The organism is Micromonospora sp. CA-244673, from assembly GCF_050948395.1.
In the GTDB taxonomy this organism is placed as follows: domain Bacteria; phylum Actinomycetota; class Actinomycetes; order Mycobacteriales; family Micromonosporaceae; genus Micromonospora.
The window spans coordinates 5,127,067-5,152,934 of record NZ_CP192019.1; the positions used below are offsets into that span (position 1 = coordinate 5,127,067).

At 71.8% G+C, this 25,868-nt stretch carries 19 protein-coding genes; 9 read left to right on the plus strand and 10 right to left on the minus strand.

What is annotated here, in order from left to right; genetic code table 11:
- The first annotated feature begins 287 nt into the window (after positions 1-287).
- Positions 288-2,120 (plus strand): hypothetical protein, encoded by a 1,833-nt coding sequence (locus tag ACQP12_RS23385; RefSeq protein WP_433282031.1) that lies wholly within the window; start codon positions 288-290, stop codon positions 2,118-2,120.
- A 362-nt stretch (positions 2,121-2,482) separates the two neighbouring features.
- A complete protein-coding gene (locus tag ACQP12_RS23390) occupies positions 2,483-4,516 on the plus strand; it encodes a hypothetical protein (RefSeq protein WP_433282033.1) in 2,034 nt (677 codons plus the stop codon).
- Positions 4,517-4,596: 80 nt separating this feature from the next.
- On the opposite strand, the gene pulA is transcribed toward ACQP12_RS23390, so the two are convergent.
- From pulA to ACQP12_RS23405, 3 genes are all read right to left on the minus strand, one after another.
- Positions 4,597-10,095, minus strand: coding sequence for a pullulanase-type alpha-1,6-glucosidase (gene pulA / locus ACQP12_RS23395; protein ID WP_433282035.1), 5,499 nt, complete (start codon positions 10,093-10,095; stop codon positions 4,597-4,599).
- A gap of 150 nt (positions 10,096-10,245) precedes the next feature.
- Positions 10,246-10,932, minus strand: a complete 687-nt coding sequence (locus ACQP12_RS23400; protein WP_357951166.1) for a cellulose binding domain-containing protein — start codon at positions 10,930-10,932, stop codon at positions 10,246-10,248.
- An 86-nt stretch (positions 10,933-11,018) separates the two neighbouring features.
- The gene (locus ACQP12_RS23405; protein WP_433282039.1) at positions 11,019-11,690 is read right to left on the minus strand and encodes a cellulose binding domain-containing protein; all 672 of its coding nucleotides are present in this window, start codon (positions 11,688-11,690) and stop codon (positions 11,019-11,021) included.
- A 388-nt stretch (positions 11,691-12,078) separates the two neighbouring features.
- On the opposite strand from ACQP12_RS23405, the gene ACQP12_RS23410 reads away from it, so the two are divergent.
- Positions 12,079-13,539 carry an APC family permease gene (locus tag ACQP12_RS23410; RefSeq protein ID WP_433282041.1) on the plus strand — a complete coding sequence of 487 codons (1,461 nt, stop codon included), beginning with the start codon at positions 12,079-12,081 and terminating at the stop codon, positions 13,537-13,539.
- A 90-nt stretch (positions 13,540-13,629) separates the two neighbouring features.
- On the opposite strand, the gene ACQP12_RS23415 is transcribed toward ACQP12_RS23410, so the two are convergent.
- Entirely contained in the window at positions 13,630-14,493 is an 864-nt protein-coding gene (locus ACQP12_RS23415; RefSeq protein ID WP_433282044.1) for a hypothetical protein, read from the minus strand.
- Positions 14,494-15,327: 834 nt separating this feature from the next.
- On the opposite strand from ACQP12_RS23415, the gene ACQP12_RS23420 reads away from it, so the two are divergent.
- Complete coding sequence (locus ACQP12_RS23420; RefSeq protein WP_433282046.1) at positions 15,328-16,509, plus strand: histidine decarboxylase; 1,182 nt, start codon at positions 15,328-15,330, stop codon at positions 16,507-16,509.
- Between the two features lie 38 nt (positions 16,510-16,547).
- Here ACQP12_RS23420 and ACQP12_RS23425 read toward each other — a convergent pair whose 3' ends face one another.
- Both ACQP12_RS23425 and ACQP12_RS23430 read right to left on the minus strand, forming a co-directional pair.
- Complete coding sequence (locus tag ACQP12_RS23425) at positions 16,548-16,937, minus strand: hypothetical protein (RefSeq protein ID WP_357951156.1); 390 nt, start codon at positions 16,935-16,937, stop codon at positions 16,548-16,550.
- A 40-nt stretch (positions 16,938-16,977) separates the two neighbouring features.
- On the minus strand, positions 16,978-17,640 hold the full coding sequence (locus tag ACQP12_RS23430) for a hypothetical protein (RefSeq protein WP_433282048.1): 663 nt from the start codon (positions 17,638-17,640) through the stop codon (positions 16,978-16,980).
- Between the two features lie 13 nt (positions 17,641-17,653).
- Between ACQP12_RS23430 and ACQP12_RS23435 the strand changes: the two genes are divergently transcribed.
- Positions 17,654-17,833, plus strand: coding sequence for a hypothetical protein (locus tag ACQP12_RS23435; protein WP_433282050.1), 180 nt, complete (start codon positions 17,654-17,656; stop codon positions 17,831-17,833).
- 12 nt (positions 17,834-17,845) lie between these two features.
- On the opposite strand, the gene ACQP12_RS23440 is transcribed toward ACQP12_RS23435, so the two are convergent.
- On the minus strand, positions 17,846-18,214 hold the full coding sequence (locus ACQP12_RS23440) for an ArsC/Spx/MgsR family protein (RefSeq protein WP_433282052.1): 369 nt from the start codon (positions 18,212-18,214) through the stop codon (positions 17,846-17,848).
- 1,170 nt (positions 18,215-19,384) lie between these two features.
- On the opposite strand from ACQP12_RS23440, the gene ACQP12_RS23445 reads away from it, so the two are divergent.
- On the plus strand, positions 19,385-20,035 hold the full coding sequence (locus tag ACQP12_RS23445) for a C39 family peptidase (RefSeq protein ID WP_433282054.1): 651 nt from the start codon (positions 19,385-19,387) through the stop codon (positions 20,033-20,035).
- Between the two features lie 63 nt (positions 20,036-20,098).
- Here the strand turns inward: ACQP12_RS23445 and ACQP12_RS23450 are convergent, their stop codons facing one another.
- Together ACQP12_RS23450 and ACQP12_RS23455 are read right to left on the minus strand one after the other, a co-directional pair.
- Positions 20,099-20,755, minus strand: coding sequence for a DedA family protein (locus ACQP12_RS23450; RefSeq protein WP_357950275.1), 657 nt, complete (start codon positions 20,753-20,755; stop codon positions 20,099-20,101).
- Between the two features lie 23 nt (positions 20,756-20,778).
- The gene (locus ACQP12_RS23455) at positions 20,779-21,135 is read right to left on the minus strand and encodes a VOC family protein (protein ID WP_357950272.1); all 357 of its coding nucleotides are present in this window, start codon (positions 21,133-21,135) and stop codon (positions 20,779-20,781) included.
- Between the two features lie 156 nt (positions 21,136-21,291).
- On the opposite strand from ACQP12_RS23455, the gene ACQP12_RS23460 reads away from it, so the two are divergent.
- A complete protein-coding gene (locus tag ACQP12_RS23460) occupies positions 21,292-24,147 on the plus strand; it encodes an aconitate hydratase (protein ID WP_433282056.1) in 2,856 nt (951 codons plus the stop codon).
- A gap of 184 nt (positions 24,148-24,331) precedes the next feature.
- Here ACQP12_RS23460 and ACQP12_RS23465 read toward each other — a convergent pair whose 3' ends face one another.
- Positions 24,332-24,778 carry a hypothetical protein gene (locus ACQP12_RS23465; protein ID WP_433282058.1) on the minus strand — a complete coding sequence of 149 codons (447 nt, stop codon included), beginning with the start codon at positions 24,776-24,778 and terminating at the stop codon, positions 24,332-24,334.
- Between the two features lie 115 nt (positions 24,779-24,893).
- Between ACQP12_RS23465 and ACQP12_RS23470 the strand changes: the two genes are divergently transcribed.
- Positions 24,894-25,661, plus strand: coding sequence for a Scr1 family TA system antitoxin-like transcriptional regulator (locus ACQP12_RS23470; RefSeq protein WP_433282060.1), 768 nt, complete (start codon positions 24,894-24,896; stop codon positions 25,659-25,661).
- The gene (locus ACQP12_RS23475) at positions 25,652-25,840 is read left to right on the plus strand and encodes a DUF397 domain-containing protein (protein WP_433282062.1); all 189 of its coding nucleotides are present in this window, start codon (positions 25,652-25,654) and stop codon (positions 25,838-25,840) included. The genes ACQP12_RS23470 and ACQP12_RS23475 overlap by 10 nt, the downstream gene beginning before the upstream one ends.
- The last annotated feature ends 28 nt before the right edge of the window (positions 25,841-25,868 follow it).

Genomic DNA, 25,868 nt, shown 5'->3' on the forward strand with positions numbered 1-25,868 from the left:
CTCGCGGTAACGACGCCGGTGCCGGGCCCGTCGTCGTATGGCTGCCCACGGCCACTCGGTGCGCGCTACGACCCGGCTGACGCCGCAGGGCCGAACGTGAGCCAAATGCGCGATTTCTTCGGATACGTCCGCGTCGCGAGGATCCTTCTCATACGGTGGCGATCAGAGGCTGCAACCGATTTGTAGCTGGTCGCTCGACCTGGGGCGGTGCGACCCCTTTAGGTAGACCGAAAGGGCGGAAGGCTCTGATGTCCAACGACGTAACGAAAAGCGACGGCGGGGCCCCGATGACCCCGTCGGGAGGCAGGCGGCGGGCGCTCCTGGTCGCCACCGGCGTGGCCGGCCTGACCGGCGTCGTCGGGCTGGCGGCGCTCGGCGGCCTCGCGGCTCGGGACAACGACAAGTCCGGCAGCCCGGAGCGCGTGGCCGAGAACCGCGTGGCCGCACCGCAGAACGCTGCCGGCGACGACAAGCGCGACCACGAGAACGGCAAGGACAAGGACAAGGACAAGGGTGAGGACGCCCGCAACCGTGGTGAGTGGGACGCGGACGGGGCGGATCACGGCAAGGTCCGGGAGGTGCCGTGTGACGACGACGAGCTGGTCGAGGCGCTCGATCTGGCGAACCGGGATCACGGCGGCACGCTGAAGCTGGCCGAGAACTGCACGTACGAGCTGAACGAGAAGGACCGCAAGTTCGGCGCGGCCCTGCCGGAGATCAAGCAGGACATCACGATCAAGGGCAACGGCTCGACGATCAAGCGGGACTCCGAGGACACCTTCCGGATCTTCCGGGTCGCCGACGGTGGCGAGCTGACCCTGAAGGACCTCACGGTCAAGGGCGGCAACGCCACCGCCTTCAAGTACGGCGGCGGCGGTGGACCGCAGGTCCCCGGTGGGCCGGTCGTCATGGGCGCGCCGGGTGCGCCGGTCGGCCAGGACTCGGGCTCGCAGGGTTCGGGGTCGTGGGACAACGGCAAGGACAAGGACAAGGACAAGCAGGGCGAGGGTGACGGTGGCGCCCTGCTGGTCGAGCGCGGCGGCAGCGCCAACCTGATCAAGGTGAAGCTGACCGACAACAACGCCGAGGAGAACGGCGGCGCCATCGCCAACTTCGGCCGCGTCCGCCTCGAAGACAGCAAGGTCACCAACAACCACGCCCGCGAAGACGGCGGCGGCATCTTCAACGAGGGCGTGCTCAAGATCAAGGACTCCCACGTCGACGACAACACCGCTGGCGGCAACGGCGGCGGCATCGCCAACGGCAAGGGCAAGAAGGACGACCACGACAAGAACGGCCACGAGAACAACGGCTACGGCAACAGCAGCTACGGCAACAGCAGCTACGACAAGGACGGCCACGACAAGGACCGCAAGGACCGCGACGAGGCCGGCACCGTCGAGATCACCGGCTCCGACCACGGCAAGGACAGCACCAAGAGCACCATCGAGAACAACAAGGCCGGCAAGAACGGCGGTGGTCTGTTCAGCTCCGGCGGCACCGTCACGATCACCCTCACCGTGATCAAGAGCAACACCGCCTGCGACAGTGGCGGCGGCATCTACGCGGTCGACACCGACCTCAAGCTCGACAAGGTCCTCGTCGCCAAGAACCACGCCGACAAGGACGGCGGCGGCATCGTCAACACCGGCGGCAAGGACAAGAAGAAGGACTGGTCCTCCAACGGCGGCGACAACAAGGAGCGCGACAACAAGGAGTCGGACGCCACCGCCACCGTCTCCGACAGCACCATCGTCGAGAACACCGCCAACCGCTTCGGCGGCGGCATCTTCAACGGCGACACCGACGTCAAGGTCGAGGACGGCTTCAAGGACGACCACGAGGACGGCGAGGACGACAACGCCACCCTCACCCTGCGCGACACCGAAATCAAGAAGAACACCGCCCTCAACGGCGGCGGCATCTTCAACAACAAGGGCAAGGTCACCCTGACCAAGACCCACGTCACCAAGAACACCGCCACCGACACCGCCAAGCTCCACCGCGTCGCCGGCGGCGTCCTCAACAACGAGGGCAAGGTCAAGCTCGACGACAAGTCCACCATCACCAACAACGACCCCACCAACTGCGCCAACACCGTCAAGGACTGCTTCAACTGATCCACCACATAACCCGGGGAGTCCCTTTCCGCCGCGCCACGGCGGGGAGGGACTCCCTGCCCCCCCGCGTCACCACCGGGTGATTCGTCGTGCTCCGGTCCGCTACGGGCCCTCCGTAGCGTCCGGCGGCCTAACACCTCCGCCGAGCCCCCTTCGCCGACGCGATGCCTTCCCGCCCCCGTGGCGCCCTCTGCGTCCCACCGCCCGGCCCACCCCGTTTGCGGGTATTTTTCGTATATGGGCGCGAGGTGAAGAACCTTCTCATACGTTGGTCTTCAGCAGCTACAACCGATTTGTAGCGGAGGCCGCCTCGCTGTGGCGAAGCGACCTTGTCGGGTACAAGGAGAGGGCAGAGAGCTCCGATGTCCAACTACCTTCGCAATAACGATGACGCCTCCCGTGAGACGACCTCCCCGCTCCGGCGCCGCCGGCTGTGGCTCGCCACCGGCGTCGTGGGCCTGACGGGAGCGGTCAGCCTCGCGGGCGTGGCCTACGCGACCACCGGAGTCACGGGCCCTCACCGGCTCGCCGACGTGAAGTGGTCGACCGCCCAGCTCACCAGCGACGACGCCGAGGGTTCGGAGGCCCGGGACGACGAGCACGGCAAGGACGGCAAGGACGGCAAGGACAAGGACAAGGGTGAGGACGCCCGCAACCGTGGTGAGTGGGACGCGGACGGGGCGGATCACGGCAAGGTCCGGGAGGTGCCGTGTGACGACGACGAGCTGGTCGAGGCGCTCGATCTGGCGAACCGGGATCACGGCGGCACGCTGAAGCTGGCCGAGAACTGCACGTACGAGCTGAACGAGAAGGACCGCAAGTTCGGCGCGGCCCTGCCGGAGATCAAGCAGGACATCACGATCAAGGGCAACGGCTCGACGATCAAGCGGGACTCCGAGGACACCTTCCGGATCTTCCGGGTCGTCGACGGTGGTGACCTGACCCTGAAGGACCTCACGGTCAAGGGCGGCAACGCCACCGCCTTCAAGTACGGCGGCGGCGGTGGACCGCAGGTCCCCGGCGGGCCGCAGGGCCCCTCCGCCTCGGGCAACGGCGCTCCGGGTGGCGCTCCAGGTGGCGCCCCGGGTGGCGCTCCGGGTGGCGCTCCGGGCAACGGCGCGCCGATGGCGCCCGCCGCCCAGACGGCGCCGGCCGCCCCGGCCGCCCCGGCCGTCGCGGGCGCCCAGACCGCCACCGCGGTGCAGGCCGCGCCGGTCGCCCAGGGCGCCCCGGTGGCCCAGGGTGCACCGCTGGCCCAGGGCGCGCCGGTGTCGTCGGACTCCGGTCAGCAGGGTTCGGGGTCGTGGGACAGCGACAAGGACAAGGACAAGGACAAGGACAAGGACAAGCAGGGCGAGGGTGACGGCGGCGCGCTGCTGGTCGAGCGTGGCGGCAGCGCCAACCTGATCAAGGTCAAGCTGACCGACAACAACGCCGAGAAGAACGGCGGCGCCATCGCCAACTTCGGCCGCGTCCACCTCGAAGACAGCAAGGTCACCAACAACCACGCCCAGGAAGACGGCGGCGGCATCTTCAACCGCGGCGTACTCAAGGTCGTCGAATCCCACATCGACGACAACACCGCCGGCGGCAACGGCGGCGGCATCGCCAACGGCAACGGCGACAACACCAAGCACGACCCGTACGCCCCGAACAGCATGGAGCAGAACAGCTACGACAAGAACAAGGACAAGCACGACGAGGGCACCGTCGAAATCGTCGGCTCCGACCACGGCAAGGACGCCGTCAAGAGCACCCTGTCGGACAACCGCGCCGGCAAGAACGGCGGCGGCCTGTTCAGCTCCGGCGGCTTCGTCACCATCACCTTCACCGCCATCACCGGCAACACCGCCTGCGAGAACGGCGGCGGCATCTACGCCGAGAACACCGCCCTCAAGCTCGACCACGTCCTCGTCGCCAAGAACCACGCCGACGGAAACGGCGGCGGCATCGTCAACACCGGCGGCAAGCACTGGGGCTACCCCAACGACAAGGAAGACGCCACCGCCACCATCTCCGACAGCACCATCGTCGAGAACACCGCCAACCGCTTCGGCGGCGGCATCTTCAACGGCGAATGGCTCGTCAAGGTCGAAGACGGCTTCACCGAGCGCAACGGCAAGGACAAGGACGACAACGCCACCCTCACCCTGCGCGACACCGAAATCAAGAAGAACACCGCCCTCAACGGCGGCGGCATCTTCAACAACAAGGGCAAGGTCACCCTGACCAAGACCCACGTCACCAAGAACACCGCCACCGACACCGCCAAGCTCCACCGCGTCGCCGGCGGCGTCCTCAACAACGAGGGCAAGGTCAAGCTCGACGACAAGTCCACCATCACCAACAACGACCCCACCAACTGCGCCAACACCGTCGAAGACTGCTTCAACTGAGCACCGGTCGGCGTACGGATCGACGCAACGGGTCCGGCCCCCCGCCACTTCGTGGCGGGGGGCCGGACCGTCGTCGGGTGTCAGTTCTGGACGAAGACCGCCACGCTGCGCGCCGGCACGGTGAACGTGCCGCCGGCCCGGTCGAAGGACGCCGTCCGGAGCACCGGGTCGGCGGAGTTCCGCAGCACGGGGTGCAGCGCCACGTCCGCTCCGCGCAGGCCAGTCACGGTCTGCGTCGCCGTCTCCGGGGTGCCGTTGAACACCACGGTGACCGACTTCCACTTCCCGCCGAGCCCACGGGCGTCGAGGGTCATGGTGATGACGCCGGGGGTCTCCCGGTCGCCGGAGAGCGGGAAGGCGACCCGCTTCTGCACCTGGTCGGCGGTGGTCAGCCCGAACACCGGCGAGGAGCGCCGGATGGTCAGCAGTTCCGCGTACCGGGCGTCGGCCAGGTCGATGGCCGCGCAGTCCGGCACCAGCTTCGGGTCGGCCAGCAGCGGCTTCGCGTACGGCCACTTGTCCTTGTTGTCCTGCTCGGGCGGCAGGCCGGCGCCGAAGCCGTTGCCCTGGGCGCAGTCCCAGCGGATCTGGTTGAACCAGTCACCGGAGTTGAAGGAGTTGCGGTCCAGCGACTTGGAGCGCAGCCGCTCCGAGCCGGCCGTCACGAACCCGCTCCCCTGCCCCATCACCACGGTGCTCAGGGCGAGCACCTGCATCCGGGCCCGGTCCTGCGCCGAGGTCCCCTGCGGCAGCTTGTACGCCAGCGCGTCGTAGAGAATCTCGTTGTCGTGCGCGTCGACGTAGGTGACCGCCTCGCCCGGCGCGGCCGTGTAGCCGGCCGGCGAGCCGTTGTAGTCCACCTGCGCGCCGGTGACCGGCCGGCCGGACGAGTCGGTGAACCGGTAGCCGCGCAGGTTGCCGGTCAGCCCCACCTTGATGAGGTCCTGCTGGTGCAGCAGCCGCGCCTTCTGCTCGGCGGCCGTGCCGTTGACGTCGTCCCCGTTCGGGTCGGTGAGGAGCCCGGACGCGAAGCCCTGGATCCGGGGGTTGCCGTCGAACGGGCCGCCGCCGCGCACCGCGTCGCGGAGCCGGTCGTTGAAGGTGCCGATGCCGGTGCCGGCCATGTTGGCCTGGGTGGCCTGCACGAACCGGGCGTCGTCGGCGACCTCGCCGAAGTTCCAGCCCTCGCCGTAGAGCAGGATCTTCTTCCCGTCCACGCCGTCACGGGCCACGGTCAGCTTGTCCAGCGCGGCGCGGACGGCCAGGATGTTCGCCTTCGGGTGGTGGCCCATGAGGTCGAACCGGAAGCCGTCCACCTTGTAGGCCTTCGCCCAGGTGACCAGCGAGTCCACCACGAGCTTGCCCATCATGGCGTGCTCCGGGGCGGTGTTGGCGCAGCAGGTCGAGTTGGCGACCGTGCCGTCGTCGAGCAGCCGCTGGTAGTAGCCCGGGACCACCTGGTCGAGCACCGACTTCGGGTCGGTGCCGGCGGCCGAGGTGTGGTTGTAGACGACGTCCATCACCACGCGCAGGCCCGCCTGGTTGATCCCGGCGACCATCTGCCGGAACTCGGTGGTCCGCTTCGCCCCGGCCGGGTCGACGGCGTAGCCGCCCTCCGGCACGGTGTAGTGCAGCGGGTCGTACCCCCAGTTGTAGCCGTCCTTGTCGGCCACCGCCGCGACGCACTTCTGCTGTTCGTCGGAGTCCGGTGGCAGCGCGGCCAGGTCGCAGGCCGGCTGCGCCTGGTCGGCCCGCTTCTCCGGAATGGTGGCGAAGTCGAACGCCGGCAGCAGGTGCAGGTAGTTGACCCCGGCGTCGCCGAGCGCCGTCAGGTGCTTCATCCCGGCCGTGGCCGGGTCGGTGAAGGCGAGGTAGGTGCCCCGCCGCTCGGCCGGCACGGTGCTGTCGGCGATGGAGAAGTCGCGGACCGACACCTCCTGGATCTGCGCCTTCGCCGAGGGCACGGCCGCCGGCTTGCGCAGGTTCGCCCAGCCGCTCGGGGCCAGGGCCGGGTCGGCGAGGTCGACGATCTGGCTGTGCGTCGAGTCCGGCGCGAGGGCCAGCGAGTACGGGTCGGTCACCGCGGCGGTGACCATCTTCTGCGCGGCCGGCTGCCACGCCTCGACCTGGTACCGGTAGTACTTCCCGGTCCAGCCCTTCGTGCCGCGCACCGACCAGACGCCGGTGGTGTCGTCGCGGCGCATCGACACGGTCGCCGGCTCGGCGGTGGGCGAGTCGAAGAGCTGGAGCGAGACCTTCCGGGCGGTCGGTGCCCAGACGGCCAGGGTCGGCACCTTGCCGGCGAACGTGGGGCCGAGCTTCGCGCCGGTCGCGGCCCGGTAGACGTCGTCGAGGACGCCCGGGATCTGCACCCCGGTGGCGCCGAGCAGGTGGCCCTCCGCGTCCCGCTCGGTCACCACGAGCTGGCCGCGCAGCGCCGCGGGCACCTTGGCCAGGTCGGCGCGGTCCAGCGTGAACGCGCGATAGGCCCAGAGCTGGGGGTACGCCTGCCGCTGGGCCTCGGTCAGCCCGTTGCGCGCCGCCCGCAGCGGCAGCGTGGTGTACGTCCCGGTCAGCTCGCCGTCGGCGACCGCGAGCCCGCCGGCCGGGGCGGCCACCAGGGCGTACCGCTTGCCGTCGGTCGGCCCGGTCTGCCAGGCCACCGTGGACCGGTCGATCCACTGCGCCTTCTGCTTGGTGATGTCGAGATCCTTCGCCACGCCGGAGGAGGTGGGCGGCAGCAGCCGGCCCTTGACCCCGGCCAGCAGCCAGATCTCGTGCCCCGTGGTGGTGAGGTCCAGCCGCTGGTCGTCGGGCTGGTCCTTCTCGTCGCCGGAGTGCACGATGTAGTTCAGCCCGGTGGCGCCCGCCGCGAGCGGCACCCGGAAGACCGCGCCGTACGCGTCGATCTTTTCCGGCTTCAGCGGGTCGCCCCAGTCGGTCGGGTTGGCGGCGCCGTCCCAGAGGTGCAGGCCCCAGCCGTCGTAGTTGCCGTCGGCCTTGCGCCAGTGGATGACCGCGGTGTTCTGGTCGACCGGTGGGTCGGGCTCGCCGGTGGCGGCCTGCCGCGTCGGGTAGAGGGCCGGGTCGCCCTGCTTGACCCAGACCTCGCCGGTCTGGGTCACGTCGATGGTGCGGTCGTTCGCGACGTCCTTGTTCCCGTCCTTGTCGACCACGAGGAACCCGACGGATTTCGCGCCCGGCTTCAGCTTGACCCAGGCGAACCGGCCGTAGGAGTCCTCACCCGCGAACGGCTGCCCCTTGGGCCACTCGGTCTGGTACGCCGGGTCGATGTCGCCCCAGGCGTAGAGGCCCCAGTCGGCGTACCCTCCGGCGGGGCGCTGGTAGTGCACGACCGCCCAGTCCCGGGATGCGCTCTGGGCCGGGGTGCCGACCACGCCGGTGGTGCGCGCGGCGGCCACGCGGCCCTTGCCGTCGCGGACCACGGCCTTGTACTCGACCTTCGTCCCGCCGGCCAGGCCGGCCAGGTCGTGGTGGACGGTGTACGGGGCCCGGTGCGCGCTGCCCAGCAGCGTCCACTTGCCGCCGGGGACCCGCGCCGCGAAGGTGACGGTGGCGAGGGGGTCGCCGGTGACCTGCGCGGTGACCGTGGCCTTCGTCGCGACCGGGGCGTCACCCGGCTCGGTGAGCGTGATCGTCGGGGTCGCCCCGGCCCGGGGGATCGCCCGGTCGGCCTTGAGCACCACGGCCGACATGGCCGGCACGGTCACGCCGAGCTTGCCGTCGGCGCCGGCGGTCGCGGTGGCCGCGCCGCCGTAGACGCCCGTGAAGGTGGCGCCGGCCGACCAGGTGTCCACGGTGACAGTCTGCGCCGTCGGGGCGTTGTTCACGGCCACGACGTACTCGGTGCGGTCCTTGGGGAGGACGCGGGAGAAGGCGAAGACGCCGGGGCCGTCCGCCGCGTAGCGGGTGACCTGGATGCCGTCCCGCAGCGCGGGGTGGGCCTGCCGCAGCCGGCCCAGCTCGGCGATGGTCCGGTAGAGCGGGTGGGCGGTGTCGTACTGGTCGCTGGCGTGGGTGCGGGTGGTGCCGATCAGGTCGTCGTCGAGGTAGTCCGCCGTCCTGCTGGCGAACATGTCCTGCCGGGCGTCCTTGTCCCCGCCGGGGCCGGTGAAGCCCTGCTCGTCGCCGGAGTAGACGACCGGCTGGCCGCGGGTGAGGAACATCAGCTGGTGGGCGAGCTGGTCGCGGCGGAGCTGGCTGGCGTCGTCCCCGCCGCCGGCCGCGACGAACGAGCCGATCCGGCCCATGTCGTGGTTGCCCAGGAAGGTGGTCAGCCGGTTGGCGTCGGTGTCCCGCGCGGCGTAGAGGTCGTCCTTGGCGTACACGTCGGCCAGCGCCTTGGCGGAGCCGTCCGCGGCGGCGTAGCCCCGCGCGGCCTCCTGGAAGGAGAAGTCGAGGGTGGCCGGCAGGCCGCCCTGCCGCACGTAGGTCGACTCGACCTCCTGGTCGGCGCTGTAGACCTCGCCGAACATGAAGAAGTCCGGCTTGCCGGCCTTGGCGGCGGCGGCGTCGATGCCTCGGGTGAACTGCGGCCAGAAGTCGAGGTTGGCGTGCTTGACCGTGTCGAGGCGGAAGCCGTCGACGCCCGCCCTGCCGATCCACTGCGCGTAGATGTCGGTCATGCCCCGCACCACCTCGGGACGCTCGGTCCAGAGGTCGTCGAGGCCGAAGAAGTCGCCGTACTCGCTGTTCTCACCGGCGAATGTGGAGTCACCCCGGTTGTGGTACATGGTCGGGTCGTTCAGCCAGGCCGGCACCTTGGCCTTGGCGTCGGCCGGGGTGGCGAAGGTCGGGGTGTACGGGAACGACGTGCCGTCGACCCGCGGGAACGCCCGGGTGCCGTCGGCGTAGTTGCGGTCCTCGAAGGCCCGCCCCTGCGCGTCGGTGTAGGGGGACGTCTTCTTGTCGACGTAGCCGTACCTGTCCTCCGCGTACCGGATGACGTCCGCGGTGTGGTTGACGATGATGTCCAGGTAGACCTTGATCCCCCGCTGGTGGGCGAGGCCGACCAGCTTCGTCAGCTCGGCGTTGGTCCCGAAGTGCGGGTCGACCTGGGTGAAGTCGGTGATCCAGTAGCCGTGGTAGCCGGCGGAGGCGTCCGCGCCGGTGCCCTGCACGGGCCGGTTCTTGAAGATCGGGGCGAGCCAGATGGCCGTGGTGCCGAGGCCCTGGATGTAGTCCATCCGGTCGATGACCCCCTTGAGGTCACCGCCGTGGTAGAAGCCCTTGTCCGTCGGGTCCAGGCCGGTGCTGAGCCGGTCGCCGGTCAGCCCGCCGGTGTCGTTGCGCTTGTCGCCGTTGGCGAAGCGGTCCGGCAGGACGAAGTAGAACTGCTCGGCCTTCGCGCCGTTGCTGCCGGCCTTGAGCAGCGTCTCGGCGGACGGCTCCCGGCTCCACTGCGGGGCGCCCGCGGCGCCCAGCACGTCGGGGGTGGCGGGTCGACCGCTGCCGTCGGCACCCAGCTGGTGGAGGGCCACCGGCACGCCGACGAGGGTGAGCACGAGGGAGGTGGCCAGGGCGGCCAGTGCCTTGAGGGATATCGGCGGGGGTTTCATCGACGGCCTTTCTCTGGTCGCTGATTCGCCCGCACGCTAGCCCCCGCCGAAACATTCTGCAATACCTTGCAAACCAAGTCGCAACAAAGCAGCAGTCTTGCGAAACACGGCAGATCGTGGGTCGCCGAGCGGGCGACCGCGGCGGGCGGATCAGAGACCGGAGCAGGCCGCGCCGTCGACCGTGCAGCTCGACGGCCTCGTGGCGCGCCTCTGCTCGAAGTGGAACTGCAGCGCCACCGACGCGCCGGGCGCCAGGTCGACCCCGCTGCGGTAGGTGAGCACGCCGTCGTTGAAGCCCCCGCTGCCCTGCTCGGCGCCGCTCACCCAGACGGCCACGAGACGGCTCCGCGGGACGGCCAGCCGCACCGTCCAACCCCGCGCCGCGCCGGTGGTGTTGACCAGCCGCACCTCACCGACGAAGCCACCGTCGAAGCTGCTCACCACGCCGTAGCGGCCGGTGACCGCCGGCGGTGCTGCGGGCGGTGGTGCGGCCGCCGGCCGGCTGCCGGGACCGCCCGCGCTCGGCGACGGGCGCGGCGTCGGCCGGGCGGGAAGCACGGTGGACCGGGGGGACAGCCCGGGCACCACCGGCCCGGCGGCGGACGCGGGCGGCCGGGTCGTCCCACCCGGCGCGGTGGGCGTGGTGACCGGCACCTGGGGCAGCGACATCGTCGGGTCCGGCGGCGGGGGCTCGGCGAACGTCCGCCGCCCGCGCACCGAGCCGAGCGCCACGACCAGCAGCACCACCATGACGACCACGCCGATCGAGACGACGATCCAGGGCGAGGAGGTCACGGCGGCGCCGGGTGACGGGCGTGCGCGTCGCGTGCCGGGCATGGCCCCTCCCCTGTCGGTCCCGTCGGGAGCGTAGCGATCGGGGACGGCGACCGGAAAGCGGCCGGTCCACCCCTGCCCGCCGCTCCTCAGTCGATGGCGCAGTCCGCGCCGTTGACCGTGCACCGGCCCGGTCGGTCACCGGCGCCCGTACGCCCGAAGCTCAGGCGGACCGTGGCGCTCTCGCCGGCCGGCAGCGGCCCGGTGCCGCGCAGCACGAACACCCCGCTGCCCTGGGTGCTGACCGACAGCCCCGACGTGGACGAGGCCTGGACGGTCTTCACGTTCCCGGTGAAGAACAACTCGACCGTCCAGTCCCGGCCATCCCCCGAGCCGTTGACCACGGTCAGCCGGGCGTCGAACCCGTCCCGGTCGCTCCCGGTGGCCTCGTAGCGGGCGGTGACCGCGGCCGGAGCGACCGCCCGGACCGAGGCGCTGGGCCGGGGCGTGGCCGACCGGGACGGGCCGGCCGCGGGCGAGGTGGTCGTGGGCGACCTGGTCGCGGTGGGCGACGGCGTCGCCGTCGGCGCGACGGTGGCCCCGCCGGTCGGGGAGGTCCGTTCCACGCCGAGGGTCGGCAGGTACATCGGCGGCGCGGGCGCCGGCATCGGCGCGCGTTCGGCTCCGCGCAGGGAGAACAGGACGACCACCAGCAGGCCGGCGATCAGGCCGACGCCGAGCACCACCACGATCCACGGCGCCGTGGCGAGCACCCGCGGCGCCGCCGGTGCGTCGGACGGCCGGACCGGCCCGCCGCTCATCCGATGCCCCTCTCCGTGGTCGCCGACGCGCCAGCGTAGCCAGGGTGCGCCGGGACGCGCAGCGCGCGCAGAGCGTTCCGACCGTCCGGGCACCCGCGACGCCCGGAACGGGTGATCACCTGTGGCGGATCGGGCTCCGCCGGCCGGGCTCGCCGCCACGGCCCGCATGCGGCGCGTCGCAGCGCGTCGTCGGCTACGCTGTCCGGGCTCGGCGACGGGGACTCCGCAACGGCGCAGATTCGGGCAAGGTCGCGCACATCCGCCCGCACTGTCCATCATGGAGCGCCACTCGACGGGCGCCCCGCCCCGCCACCCCCGGCCGCCGCCCGGCCGCCGCCCGCTCCGTCCCGCCCCGACAACCCCCTCCTCCCCCACTCGGAGCAACTCCATGCAGATTGCCAGCGCGCCAACCGGGCTCATCCGCAAGTCCCTCGGCACCGGCGCCCTGTTGGTGTTCAGCGCGACCGCCTCCTCCCCGATGGCCGTGCTCGCCGGCGCGATCGTCGCCACGTACGCCTCGACCGGGGTCACCGGCACACCGCTCGGCTTCCTCGTGATCGCCGCCGCGTTGCTGTTCTTCTCCGTCGGCTACCTGGCCATGGCCCGCTACGTCTCCAGCGCGGGCGTCTTCTACGCGGCCCTGGCCGCCGGCTTCGGACGGTTCTGGGGCGTGGTCGCCGCGCCCGTCGTGCTGCTCGGCTACAACGCCATCCAGATCTGCCTGTACGGGCTGCTCGGCGCCGTCGTCAGCGGCAGCCTCGGCGGCCCCTGGTGGGCGTGGGCCCTGGCTGCCTGGGCCGGGGTCGCCCTGGTCGGCGTGCTGAAGGCGCGCATCAGCGTCGGGCTGCTGGGCGCGGTGCTGGCCGTCGAGGTCGCCGTGATCCTGCTGTTCGTGCTCACCTCGTTCACCCACCCGGCCGGCGGGTCGGTGAGCCTCGCGCCGCTGGACCCCGGCAACCTGCTGGTTCCCGGCATCGGCGGTGTCGTCGCCTTCTGCGCGGCCTCGTTCGTGGGCTACGAGTCGGCCGCGGTCTACTCCGAGGAGGCCCGGTCGCCGCAGGCGGTGTCCCGGGCGGCCTACTCGGCGCTGATCCTGCTGGGCGTCCTCTACGCCCTCGCCGCCTGGGCCATGGCCGTGGCCGTCGGGCCGGACCAGGTCGTCGACCGGTCCCGTGACCCGGGCTCCGGCCTGCCGTTCTCCATCCTGGAGGCCCACGTCAGCCCCGTGCTCGGCAGCGTCGCGACGATCCTGGTGGTGACCAGCGTGTTCGCCGCGATGGTGAGCTTCCACAACTCGATCGCCCGGTACGCCTTCAGCCTCGGCCGGGAGCGGGTGCTGCCGGCGGTGTTCGAGCGGGTCGGCCGGGGCGGCGCGCCGGTCGCCGGGTCGGTGCTCCAGTCGGCGATCGCCCTGCCGGCCGTCCTGGTCTTCGCGCTCACCGGGGCCGACCCGGTCGCCATCATGTTCAGCTGGCTCTCCGGCGTCGCCGCCATCGCGGTGCTGCTCATGATGGCGGTCACCTCGGTCGCCACGATCGCCTTCTTCCGCAGGGGCGGCGGCAGCCTCGAAAGCGCGTGGCAGCGTACGGTCGCGCCGGCCATCGGGGCCGCGCTGGTCGGCGCGGCCCTGCTCACCACGCTGGTCAACCTCTCCGCCGTGCTCGGGGCGCCCGCCGACTCCACCACGAAGTGGCTGGTCCCCGGCGCGGTGGCGGCCGCCGTGGCGGTGGGCCTGGTCTGGGCGGCGGTCCTCCAGGCCACCCGCCCGGAGGTGCTGGAGAACGTCGGGCAGGGCCAGCCCCGCCCGCTCGCGGTGATCGAGCAGGATCTGGTCGGCCGTTCCCTGTAGGACACCCGGACGCGCCGACGGCCCGCCCGCGAGCTCCGGGGGCGGGCCGTCGGCGTCTCAGCGGTGACGCCCGCCGCCGGGCACGACCGCTCAGTGGCGGCGCCGGCCGCCCGTGGACGCGACCGTCGCGGCCTTGCGCTCCTGCCCGGCCAGCACCAGCCGGTTGAGGTGCTGCAACGCGCGCCAGGCCGGGTCGACCTGCTGCTCCGGGGTGAGCGGGAGCCAGCTCCGGACCTCCACGCCCCCGCCGCTGAAGTGCGGGCAGGTGGAGTTCACCTCGACCTGCTCGTGCGCCCGCGCCGGGCGCTCCACCACCAGCAGGTTGTCGTCGGACATCACCACCAGGTTCCGCCCGGGGATGCCCATCCCGCCGACGCCCGGCAGCTCCGGGCCCCCGCTGCCGCTACTAAGAAGGGTCGACACCGAGACCCCGACGTAGCGCGCCTCGGCGGGCATCGGCTCGCCGGCCTGGGTCATCTGGGCCACCGGGTCGAAGACACCGCCCCCGGCCAGGTAACCCTCGGCGATCTCGCACAGCTCGGCGAGCAGCGCCGGCAGGTCCTGCACCTCGCTGCCGTCCCGGAACAGGCGGGAGGCCGCCCTGATCTCGTAGTAGGGGCGCCGCGGGTCGGCGAACCGGGGATCCAGGCTGGCGTAGAGGAAGACGAGCGCGTGCGGCCCGACCGGGCTGGTCCGGCGCAGGTCCCAGTAGTGCGAGGCGTGCAGGGCGTTCGCGTACTGCACGCGGTGCACCACCGCCTGCCGGATCTGGTGGTGGACCGCCTGGTTCGCGTGGCCGTCGATGGTCGGCTCGGCCGTGGCGCCCGACGACCAGCTCGCCGGCGGCGGACCGGCGGCGGCGTACCGCCCGGTGTCCGGCGCACGGTAGCCCCCCGACGTCGCCGGGTAGGCCGGTGCGGGGGCACCACGGACCGGGGCCGCCGTGGCGCCCAACCCGGAGATCCGGGCCGCGCTGCCGCGACCCGGGGCCTCCGGCGGAGCGAACCGACCGGCGCCCCCCGGGCCGCCGAGGCCACCGGCCGCCGGAGCGCCGAGGCCCCCGGGCGGCGGAGCGCCGAAGCCCCCGGGCGGCGGAGCGCCGAAGCCCACGGATGTCGGGGCGCCGGGGCCCCCGGGGGGCGGAGCGCCGAAGCCCCCGGGCGTTGGGCCGCCGAAGCTCTCGGGTGTCGGGGCGCCGAAGCTCTCGGGCGTCGGGGCGCCGAAGCTCTCGGGTGTCGGGCCGCCGTAGCTGTGGGCCGGGGGCGGCCCGAATCGGCCCGGCCCCGCCGGCGACGGGTGTCCGGTGTCGGGGGCGGTGTGGCCGCGCAGCGGCGAGGCGGGCCGACCGTGGGCAGGGGTCGTCGGCAGGCCATGGCCCGGCGAGTCCGGCGCCGGCGCGCCACCGGAGAGCCGGCGGCTGCCCCACCGTGCGGGCGGCCGGACCGGCGGTGTCGGCGGGTACGCCGGCCGGTCGGCCGTGCCGTCGTTCCAGCTGTCCTCATGAGACGGGCGCGGCAGCGGGGACCGGTGATCCTGCGACACGTGGCAGCTCCTGGATAGCGGGAATTCGCCCGGCCGATGATTTCACTGAGTGCACGGGTTATCAACTGTCCGCAAGCATTTCGGCGCCCCGCTCGCTGACTGGTCACTCAGTCAGCGGAGGTGTCACCGGCGGTCGCACCCGTCGATTTTGGACAATTGGTGGCCAAGTTGGTAACGCTTGCCCGCTCTCCGTGACTCATGGTCCACTCTGTGCGCTGTCCACCGGGACGACGAGGGAGCGCCGTGTTGCCAGCCGACCCAGGCCGTGACGGTTCCGTCGCGCGTCCCGAGGAGCTCCTCGCGGAGCTCACCGCGGTCCGCTCGGCCGCGACCGCCGGGCGGCGGACGCACGTCGGCTTCCCGGTCGCCACCGACATCGACTACAGCCCGCTGGCGCCCCTGTTCGGCTCGTTGCTCAACAACATCGGCGACCCGTGGACCGACCCGGCCGGCACGAACCACACCAAGCGGTACGAGCGGGAGGTGCTCGACTGGTTCGGCGACCTGTTCCAGGCCCCGGCCGACGACCGCTGGGGCTACCTCACCTCCGGCGGCACCGAGGGCAACCTCTACGGCCTCTACCTGGCCCGGGCGCGGCTGCCCAGGGCGCTGGTCTACCACTCCGCCGACGCCCACTACTCGCTGCCCAAGTGCGTCGACATCCTCGGCCTGGACTCGGTGGTGGTGCGCTCCGACGAGCGCGGCGAGATGGACTACGACGACCTGGCCCGGATGGTCGACCGGCACCGCGACCGGCCGGCCGTCGTGGTGGCCACCTGCGGCACCACGATGACCGAGGCCGCCGACGACGTGCCGCGGATCCGGCAGCTGCTCGCCCGCACCCCCGTCCGCCACCACCTGCACGTCGACGGCGCGCTGGCCGGGGTTCCGCTGGCCTTGGCCGACGGGCGGGCCACACTGCGGCTGGACGCGACGGTCGACAGCATCGCCATCTCCGGCTACAAGTTCCTCGGCACCCCGGTGCCGTGCGGGGTGGTGCTGACCCGCCGCACCCTCCAGCAGCAGCTCGCCCGTTCCGCGAACTACACCGGCACGGTGGACACCACGATCAGCGGTTCCCGCAGCGGCCACGCGGCGCTGCTGCTCTGGTACGCGATCCGCAGCCTCGGCCACGACGGCCTGCGCGAGCGCGCCGAGCGGGCCCGCGAGCTGGCCGCGTACGCGGTGCGGCGGCTCAACGAGGTGGGCTGGCCGGCCTGGCGGCACGAGCACGCCTTCACGGTCGTCTTCCCCACCCCTCCCCCGGCCGTGACGGCGAAGTGGGTGCTGGCGAGCAGCGCCGGCCGCAGTCACCTGGTCTGCATGCCCGGCGTCACCCGCGAGGCCGTCGACGACTTCGTGTCCGACGTGGCGGCCGGTGGCGCGCGGCTCGACACGATGCCCCGCCGCCGGGAGCTGGTGCGCTGAGCCGTCCGCGTCTCGACCGGGCCGCGGGACCGCCGCCGTCAGGCGGTGCGGATGACGGTGCAGATGGCCGGGCCGTCGGCGGTGGCCCGCAGCAGGTAGCGGTAGCGCTCGCCGGGCACCGCCCGGCCCTGGCTGTCCAGGAACTCCCAGCGGACCGCCACCTCGGTGAGCAGCGCGGAGACCTGCTGCACGTCCTCGATGAGCGCGTGGGCGGCGACCAGTTCCCGCTCCTGGTAGTCGGGGGCCGCGCCGACGAAACTGAGCGCCACGGCGGCCGGCGAGGTGAACGAGAAGCTGTACGTGTCGGCGACCACCAGCCCCGGCAGCGCGTAGCAGCCGGCGATGGCGGGCACGTCGGCGGTGGTCAGCGCCACGCCGTACCGGTCGAAGAAGTCGGCGAGCGTGTCGAGGTCCGTGGAAGCCGTCACGCCCGTCTCCATTGCCGGACGGCGGGTGCGGCAAACCTGGTCAGCGGGGTGGGATGCGTACCTCGATCTCCGCACCGAGCTGGGCGCCACCCGTGAGGTCGAGGTCGTCGCCGCTCCAGAACCGCCCCGGGTCGTACCAGTTGGGCCGGCGACCGGCGGGCAGCAGACCCATCGCCTCGTAGGTCACGGCCACCACCTCCGCGCAGTACGCGGTCTCCAGCGCCCGGTCGCGGACCGGCACGCCGCCGCCGTCGGCGATGGAGGGTCGGCCGCGCCGCAGGTTCGGCACCCGGCCGCGGGCCCAGCGCCAGGCGAGCTGCGCGGTGGACGGGAAGGGCGTGCCGTCGAGGCGGGCCACGGTCCGCAGCACCGCCTCCTCCATCGCGGTGTCCGCCGACGGTTCGAGCTGGCGCAGCCAGGCCCGCTGGCCGTACCGGTTGGCCCACACGCAGACCGCGTCCCGCAGGTCGTGCAGCTGCACGCCGCGCTGGTGGGAGCCGGTCCACATGTCCGGCAGCGAGCGGCCCAGCTCGGCGTGCCACATCAGCGGCGGCATGTCGTCCAGCACCACGGCCATGCCCACGTGGTTGACTGGGCTGTTGGTAGTGAGCTGGATGGCGCGGTCCGGCACGCTGCGCCCGCGGAAGACCCACAGGTCGCCGGTGCGGGTCAGCTCCACCGCCTCGTCCAGGCTGATGCTCATGGAGGATCACCCTATGCCGAAGCGGCAACGGATGCGGTGGTGGAAGCTGCTCGGCCTGGCCGGCCTCGCCGGTGTGGCGGCGACCGGTGTGGTCGTGGCCCGGGCGGAACGGCGGCGCCGGGCGTACACCCCGGAGGAGATCCGGGATCGGCTGCGCGAGCGGCACGCGAGGGCCGGCGACCGGGCCTCCTGACCCACCGCGCGCTCACCGGTCGCTGCGGCGCACCGCCTCGTCCAGGGCCTCCGGGGTACGTCCGACCAGCGCGCTGCCGTCGTCCAGCAGCAGGATGGGGCGCTGGATCAGTTCGGGGTGGGCGACCATCGCGGCGATCCAGCGCGGCTCCGCGGCGTCGTCGCGGGGCCAGTCCGCCATGCCCAGCGCGGTCGCGGCCGGCTCGCCGGTGCGGCAGATGTCCCACGCCCGGGCGTCCAGCCGGCGCAGCACCTCGGTCACCTCCTCCGCGGTCGGCGGCTCGGTCAGGTACGCCCGCAGCCGGTAGGGCACCCGTGCCTCGTCGAGCGACGCCCGGGCCGCGGCGCACTTCGAGCAGGACGGGTTGTTCCAGATCTCCATGCCCGACATGGTGGCACGCCCACTGTGGAACCCGGCAGGTCACGCCGCCCGGAGTCGACCTCGCCACGAGTGGAACGTCATGGCGGCATCCGCGCACCCGTGACCTCCGAGCCGTTGCACCCCCGCGACCACATCCGGGCGGCCGGGACGCGGTCCGGCGAGATGTCCGCTATGCCGTCCAGTGGTTGGTCGGGTCCGCTGCGCGAGGCCTCGGCCCGCCCGCCTTGATCTGCGCGAGGGCTCAGCCCGGCCCACGTTGATCAAGAAGGCTTGCGTCGGGATTCGGCTGGAACGCGACGCAGACCCGCTGATCAACGCCGGTGCGTCCGTCGTCGGCGGGTCGGGCCGCCGGCTCGCCGGGTTCACCCGTGCTCGCTTCGCATCAACCCGGGTGACCGGTTGGCGGCCGGACCGGCGGCATCGTCGGGGTTCACCGTGCGCGCTTCGCATCAACGCGGGTGACCGGTTGGCGGCCGGACCGGCGGCATCGTCGGGTTCGCCCCGCCCGCTGTGCCTGGAGATCTTGGACAGTTGTCGTTCGCTGCGAACAGCAACTGTCCAAGATCCGCGCCGCCGGCGGCCGCGCCCTGGGGCGCCTGTCCGGTTTGCGCCGTTGATTGCGACCGTAGTGTCCGGTTTCGGCGGGTCGTGGGGGTGGTCGGCGCCACCGCCGGGGCGGAATCATGCCGGGGGCGGGGTCGTTGTACATGGCAGACCGCGCAGCACCCGCCCCTTGAGGTGAGGCAGCCCGGTCGGAATGACCGGCCCCCGCCGGTCGTTACACATGGCGGGCCGCGCACCACCGGTCCACCACACCGGGTCGGCCGCAGGGAATCACCCCGCGCCCCCGGTCGTTACATCCCCCGGGCCACGCACCACCGGCCCGCGCCGGTCGAGTCAGGGAATCATCCGCTGGCCCCGGTCGTTACATCCCCCGGACACAGCTGGTAGAGCCAGGGAATGACCCCCGGCCGCCGGTCGTTACATCCCCCGGGACATCGGATCAGGTGTGTGGGAATCGCTTCCCCGCCGCCGATGGTTACACCCCCCGGCCGCCCGAGCAGATCACCCCCCTGATCGCTGGGCACCCCTTCACAGACTTTCACCACGCAGCACCGCACCCCCTATCGGCGTGTGCTGTGAACCCCCGACAGAAAGGCGTGACTCATCATGCGTACCAACACCATGCTGCGGAACACCGTTCTGACCGCTGCCGGCTTTGCCGCCACCGCCGGTGGGATCGCCGGCCCCGCCATCGCCGCCCATGCGGCCCCCGCTGAGAAGACGCAGGTCGTCGCCGACCGTAAGGGTCACGGCGAGCGGGAGCTGGACGTCCGCTACGAGGCGCAGCCGAACTTCTACTACTGCGGCCCCGCCGCGACCCGTAACGCCATCAGCGTGCTCGGCAAGAACATCGACGTCGACGCCATGGCCAAGGAGATGGGCACCACCGAGAACGGCACCAACAGCATCAACGACATCACCCCCGTGCTGAACAAGGAGACCGGTAAGAGCTACCGGTCGGTCGAGATCAAGGACGGCAAGGCCGACGACAAGCAGACCGACACCCTGCGCGCCGACATCGTGCGCACCGTCGACGACGGCCGCGCCGTGGTCGCCAACATCGCCGGCACCGCCACCGACATCGACGGCAACACCCACTCCTTCGAGGGTGGCCACTACATCAGCGTCGTGGGTTACCGCGACGGCGGGAAGACCGTGACCATCGCGGACTCGGCCGACCCGAACATGGCCTCCTACCGCATGAGCGTGGACAACCTCGCCGACTGGATCGCCACCCGCGGCTACTCGGCCTCCTGATCCACCAGCACCAACCAGAAAGGGCCCGACCCCACCAGGGGTCGGGCCCTTTCTGGCGTCTCGTCAGCGGTCTCCCGCGTGCACCGGCTCGTCGGCCTCGTCGGGCACCTCCACCTGCTCCAGGTGCCGGGCGCGGCGGCGCAGCCACCAGGTGCTGGCCAGGCCGGCGAGCACGGCGAGGACCAGGCCGGCCCAGGAGATGTCCTTGAGCCAGTGCTCGGCCGCGCGGCCCACGGAGAAGAGCAGGTACGTGGTGCCGAACGCCCAGACCAGGCCGCCGGCCGCGTTGGCCACCAGGAACCGCCGGTACGGCACGTGCAGTGCCCCAGCGAGGGGGCCGGCGAGGATGCGGAGCAGGGCGACGAACCGCCCGAAGAAGACCGCCCAGACACCGTGCCGGGCGAAGCTCTGCTCGGCGCGGGCGAGCTGCGCCGGTCCGAGGTGTTTCGGGAAGCGCCGGCCCAGCCGTGCGAGCAGCGGCCGCCCGCCGCGGCGGCCCACGGCGTACCCGATCGAGTCGCCCACGATGGCGCCGGCCGCGGCGGCGGTGGCCACCCACTCCGGCTCGACCACCCCGGCGGCGGCGAGCAGCGCGGAGCTGACCAGCACGATCTCGCCGGGCAGCGGGATGCCCATGCTCTCCACGCCGATCACCCCGGCGACGATCAGGTAGAGCACGCCCGGGGGCAGCGCGGAGAGCCAGTGCTGGACGTCGACCACCCCCGAACCCTACCCGCGCGAACTCAGCCGGCGGGTGCGAGGAACTCCAGCCGGTTGCCGTGCGGGTCGTACGTGTGGAACCGCCGCATGCCGGGAATCTCCTCGTCGCCCCAGGTCACGGGGTGGCCGGCGGCGTCGAGCCGGGCGGCGAGCCGGTCCAGGTCGGGGCGGAGCAGGGCCGGGTGCGCCTTGCGGGCGGGACGGAAGTCGTCCTCGACGCCCAGGTGCAGCTCCACGCCGTACCCGGTGAACCAGCAGCCACCGCGGGCGGCGAGGGCCGGCGGTTTGGGCTTCTCGACGAGGCCGAGCAGGCCGGTGTAGAACGACCGGGAGGTTTCCTCGGAGCCGCGTGGGCAGGCGAGCAGGACGTGATGGATCATGGTGGCACCTCCTCGTCCCGAACCCTGGCACGAGGTTGCGCGAATAGCAAGACGGACGTACGGTTTTGTTGAGACCGGCGCAGGTAAGTGTCGCCTAAGCACGGCGGCACCCCGGCCGGTGCGACAAACTGCTCAGGACTACTCACGGTCGCTGGTGTGAAGGAGTACGACGTGGCGAGCCTCGACACCTTCGGTGCGAAGACCCAGCTACGCGTCGGAGACGCGAGCTACGAGATTTTCAGGATCGACAAGGTGGAGGGCCACGACCGGCTGCCCTACAGCTTGAAGATCCTGCTGGAGAACCTGCTGCGGACCGAGGACGGCGCGAACATCACCGCCGACCACATCCAGCAGCTCGGCGCGTGGGACCCCACCGCCGACCCGAGCGTGGAGATCCAGTTCACCCCGGCCCGGGTGCTGATGCAGGACTTCACCGGCGTGCCCTGCGTCGTCGACCTGGCCACCATGCGCGAGGCCGTGCGCGACCTGGGCGGCGACGCCACCAAGGTGAACCCGCTCGCCCCCGCCGAGCTGGTCATCGACCACTCGGTCATCGCCGACCTGTTCGGTCGCGAGGACGCCTTCGAGCGCAACGTCGAGCTGGAGTACGAGCGCAACAAGGAGCGCTACCAGTTCCTGCGCTGGGGCCAGACCGCCTTCAACGAGTTCAAGGTCGTCCCGCCGGGCACCGGCATCGTGCACCAGGTGAACATCGAGTACCTGGCCCGCACGGTCATGGAGCGCAACGGCCAGGCGTACCCGGACACCGTCGTGGGCACCGACTCGCACACCACCATGGTCAACGGCCTGGGCGTGCTGGGCTGGGGCGTCGGCGGCATCGAGGCCGAGGCCGCGATGCTCGGCCAGCCGGTCAGCATGCTGATCCCGCGGGTCGTCGGCTTCAAGCTCTCCGGCGAGATGCCGGCCGGCACCACCGCCACCGACCTGGTGCTCACCATCACCGAGATGCTGCGCAAGCACGGCGTGGTCGGCAAGTTCGTCGAGTTCTACGGCCCGGGCGTGAGCGCGGTGCCGCTGGCCAACCGGGCCACCATCGGCAACATGTCCCCGGAGTACGGCTCCACCGTCGCGATCTTCCCGATCGACGCCGAGACCGTCCGCTACCTGGAGCTGACCGGCCGCGACCCGCAGCAGGTCGCGCTGGTCGAGGCGTACGCCAAGGAGCAGGGCCTCTGGCACGACCCGGAGCGCGAGCCGGAGTACTCCGAGCGGCTGGAGCTGGACCTCGGCACCATCGAGCCGTCCCTGGCCGGCCCGAAGCGACCGCAGGACCGGGTGCCGCTGGGCTCCGCCAAGACGCTGTTCCGCTCTGCGCTCGCCGACTACGTGGCCGCCGACGAGACCGGGGGCGACCCGGGCCGCAAGCCGGGCGTGCCGCAGCTGGAGAAGCCGTTCGGCACCGACGGCCCGGCCGACGAGGCCAGCGCCGAGTCCTTCCCGGCCAGCGACTCCCCGGCCAACGGCGTCAACGACCCGGCCGACGCCCCGCGGGACCTGGAGACCGCGGCGGTCGGCGCCGGTGGGCGCGCCACCAACCCGGTCCGGGTGACCGGCGCGGACGGCGTCGAGTACGAGTTGGACCACGGCGCCGTGGTGATCGCCGCCATCACCTCCTGCACCAACACGTCGAACCCGCAGGTCATGATCGGCGCCGCGCTGCTGGCCCGGAACGCCGTGGAGAAGGGCCTGGCCCGCAAGCCGTGGGTGAAGACCACCCTGGCACCGGGCTCCAAGGTCGTCATGGACTACTACGACCGCGCCGGCCTCACGCCCTACCTGGAGAAGCTCGGCTTCAACCTGGTCGGCTACGGCTGCACCACCTGCATCGGCAACTCCGGGCCGCTGCCGGAGGAGGTCTCCGCCGCGGTGAACGACGGCGACCTGGCCGTCGTCTCGGTGCTGTCCGGCAACCGGAACTTCGAGGGCCGGATCAACCCGGACGTCAAGATGAACTACCTGGCGTCCCCGCCGCTGGTGGTCGCGTACGCGCTCGCCGGCACCATGGACATCGACCTGGCGAACGAGCCGATCGGCGAGGACGCGCAGGGCAACCCGGTGTTCCTGCGGGAGATCTGGCCGAACAGCGCCGAGATCCAGGACGTCATCGCCTCGGCGATCGGCGCCACCGGCTTCAGCTCCGCGTACGCGGACGTGTTCGCCGGTGACGAGCGCTGGCAGTCGCTGCCGACCCCGACCGGCGACACCTTCGCCTGGGCGGGCGAGTCGACCTACGTGCGCAAGCCCCCGTACTTCGAGGGCATGGAGCGGGACCCGCAGCCGGTGCAGGACATCAGCGCGGCCCGGGTGCTGGCCAAGCTGGGCGACTCGGTGACCACCGACCACATCTCCCCCGCCGGCTCGATCAAGGCGGACTCCCCGGCCGGCAAGTACCTCGCCGAGCACGGTGTGGCACGGCACGAGTTCAACTCGTACGGCTCTCGCCGCGGCAACCACGAGGTGATGATCCGGGGCACCTTCGCCAACATCCGGCTGCGCAACCAGCTCGTGCCGGGTGTCGAGGGCGGCTTCACGGTCAACCACCTGACCGGCGAGCAGACCTCGATCTACGACGCCTCGATGGCCTACCAGGAGGCGGGCGTCCCGCTGGTCATCCTGGCCGGCAAGGAGTACGGCTCCGGCTCGTCCCGCGACTGGGCGGCCAAGGGCACCATGCTGCTCGGGGTCAAGGCCGTCATCGCCGAGTCGTACGAGCGGATCCACCGCTCGAACCTCATCGGCATGGGCGTCCTGCCGCTGCAGTTCCCGGTCGACACCACCGCCGAGTCGCTGGGCCTGACCGGCACGGAGACCTTCTCGATCAGCGGCGTCACCGCCCTCAACGACGGCGACACCCCGCGCACCGTGAAGGTCACCACGGACACCGGCGTGGAGTTCGACGCCGTGGTCCGCATCGACACCCCCGGTGAGGCCGACTACTACCGGCACGGCGGCATCCTCCAGTACGTGCTGCGTCGCATGATCGCCAGCTGACGTCGTCACGCTGAGAAGGGCCGCTTCCCGCACTCGCGGGGAGCGGCCCTTCGGCGTTTCCCGCCCCGGTGCTCGCGCCTTACGCACGACGTGGGCCAACTCGCGGATGGCGTGGCTCCCCCGCCAGATCTTGGAGACTTCCCGTTCCTCTCGAACGGAAACTGTCCAAGATCTCGAACGCCGCTCATCGCAGCCTCAGCGCGACGGCGCGCGCCTCCTCGTCGGTGAGGGGCAGGAACCAGAGGAAGCGGCGCACGATGGCGACCGGGTCAGGGCCGCCGGGGCGACCGCGAAGGTCGCGGATCGCGCGCCGGGTGATCCGGGAGAACTCGGGAATCAGGGTCGCGCGCCGGGCGGCGTCCGTCGGGATCGCGCGCAGTGCCGGGCAGGGCCAGTCCCGGCCGCAGGCGTCACACCGCCAGGACGGGCCGGCGGCGGTGTGCGCGACGGCCAGGCCGCCCCGGGTCCGCCAGCGCGTTTCGGGGACGCCGTTGATCACCCGGCCCGGGCCACGGTACGGAGGAACGAGCGGCCCGATCGGGCCGGGCACGATCGGGCCAGGCACTATCGGCCGGGCCGGCGGCGGATCGCTCTTCGGCTTCGGAACCGGCTTCGGCTTGTCCTCGGGCATCGTTCGCTCCCTCCTCGACGCTGTCTACACAGCACCCTGCCGAGGGTTGCGGAGCGATCACACCGCGTAGAAGTATTTCCCTCTGACGTCTGGAACGTTCTGAGAGGGCTCCGAGATGAACCGAGCCGTACAGTCGGCGATGGCGGAGAGCGGCTACACGGCGGACAGCCTCGCAGCTCAGGTAGGGGTGGATCCGAAGACGGCAGCGAAGTGGGCCAGCAAGGGACGGATACCACAGACCCGCCATCGCGCACGGGTCGCTCAGCTCCTCGGCCGGAACGTTGAGGAGCTCTGGCCGGACGCGCTGAAACGCCGGGGGCCGGCATGGTTCCGACCCTGGGCGGAAATCGAGCGCGAGGCGTTGTCTCTGCGGTCGTTTCAGCTCGCGTGGGTACCCGGTCTACTTCAGACCAAGGCCTACGCGCTCGCGACGCTGGCCGGTGAGGCGTTGACCGCGGCCGAGGCCGACAGCCTCGCGGAGGCGCGACTGAGTCGGCAGTCCATCCTGCTACGGGAACGCCCGCCGCTGCTCGTGGCGGTTCTCGACGAGAACGTCCTGCGGCGCACTCTGGATGGCGATCGGAACCTGATGCGCGAGCAGTGCGAGCGGCTTGCCGAGCAGGCCGCGCTGCCGAGTGTCTCCCTCTTCGTCGTGCCAGCCGACGCGGGCATGTATCCGGGTCTGGGCGGACCGTTCACGATCGCCGAGATGCCGGAGGGCGCGCGGGTCGGCCACGTGGACGGCCAGGCCCAGGCACAGATCATCGACCAGGCCGCCGACGTTGCTACGCTGGATCGGCGATGGGAACGCATTCGCGGCCTCGCCCTGTCGCGTGCGCAGTCCTTGGAACTCATCAGAGAAGCGGCGGCATCATGGACTTGACCGGCGCGCAGTGGCGCAAGAGCACGAAGAGCGGAAACAACGGCGGCGACTGCGTCGAGGTCTCGGACAACCTGGCGGGCGTCGTCGGTGTGCGGGACTCCAAGGACCCGACCGGCCCGGTGCTCACCTTCGACCCGGCCGCCTGGACGCGCTTCGTGGCGATGACCAAGCGCGGCTGACCCCGTACCCCCTCTGACGGCCCTCGGC

Coding starts and splice junctions, on each gene's coding strand:
- ACQP12_RS23385 (WP_433282031.1), top strand. CDS start 288: ATGACCCCGTCGGGAGGCAGGCGGCGGGCGCTCCTGGTCGCCACCGGC.
- ACQP12_RS23390 (WP_433282033.1), top strand. CDS start 2,483: ATGTCCAACTACCTTCGCAATAACGATGACGCCTCCCGTGAGACGACC.
- pulA (WP_433282035.1), bottom strand. CDS start 10,095: ATGAAACCCCCGCCGATATCCCTCAAGGCACTGGCCGCCCTGGCCACC.
- ACQP12_RS23400 (WP_357951166.1), bottom strand. CDS start 10,932: ATGCCCGGCACGCGACGCGCACGCCCGTCACCCGGCGCCGCCGTGACC.
- ACQP12_RS23405 (WP_433282039.1), bottom strand. CDS start 11,690: ATGAGCGGCGGGCCGGTCCGGCCGTCCGACGCACCGGCGGCGCCGCGG.
- ACQP12_RS23410 (WP_433282041.1), top strand. CDS start 12,079: ATGCAGATTGCCAGCGCGCCAACCGGGCTCATCCGCAAGTCCCTCGGC.
- ACQP12_RS23430 (WP_433282048.1), bottom strand. CDS start 17,640: ATGAGCATCAGCCTGGACGAGGCGGTGGAGCTGACCCGCACCGGCGAC.
- ACQP12_RS23435 (WP_433282050.1), top strand. CDS start 17,654: ATGCCGAAGCGGCAACGGATGCGGTGGTGGAAGCTGCTCGGCCTGGCC.
- ACQP12_RS23440 (WP_433282052.1), bottom strand. CDS start 18,214: ATGGAGATCTGGAACAACCCGTCCTGCTCGAAGTGCGCCGCGGCCCGG.
- ACQP12_RS23445 (WP_433282054.1), top strand. CDS start 19,385: ATGCGTACCAACACCATGCTGCGGAACACCGTTCTGACCGCTGCCGGC.
- ACQP12_RS23455 (WP_357950272.1), bottom strand. CDS start 21,135: ATGATCCATCACGTCCTGCTCGCCTGCCCACGCGGCTCCGAGGAAACC.
- ACQP12_RS23465 (WP_433282058.1), bottom strand. CDS start 24,778: ATGCCCGAGGACAAGCCGAAGCCGGTTCCGAAGCCGAAGAGCGATCCG.
- ACQP12_RS23470 (WP_433282060.1), top strand. CDS start 24,894: ATGAACCGAGCCGTACAGTCGGCGATGGCGGAGAGCGGCTACACGGCG.
- ACQP12_RS23475 (WP_433282062.1), top strand. CDS start 25,652: ATGGACTTGACCGGCGCGCAGTGGCGCAAGAGCACGAAGAGCGGAAAC.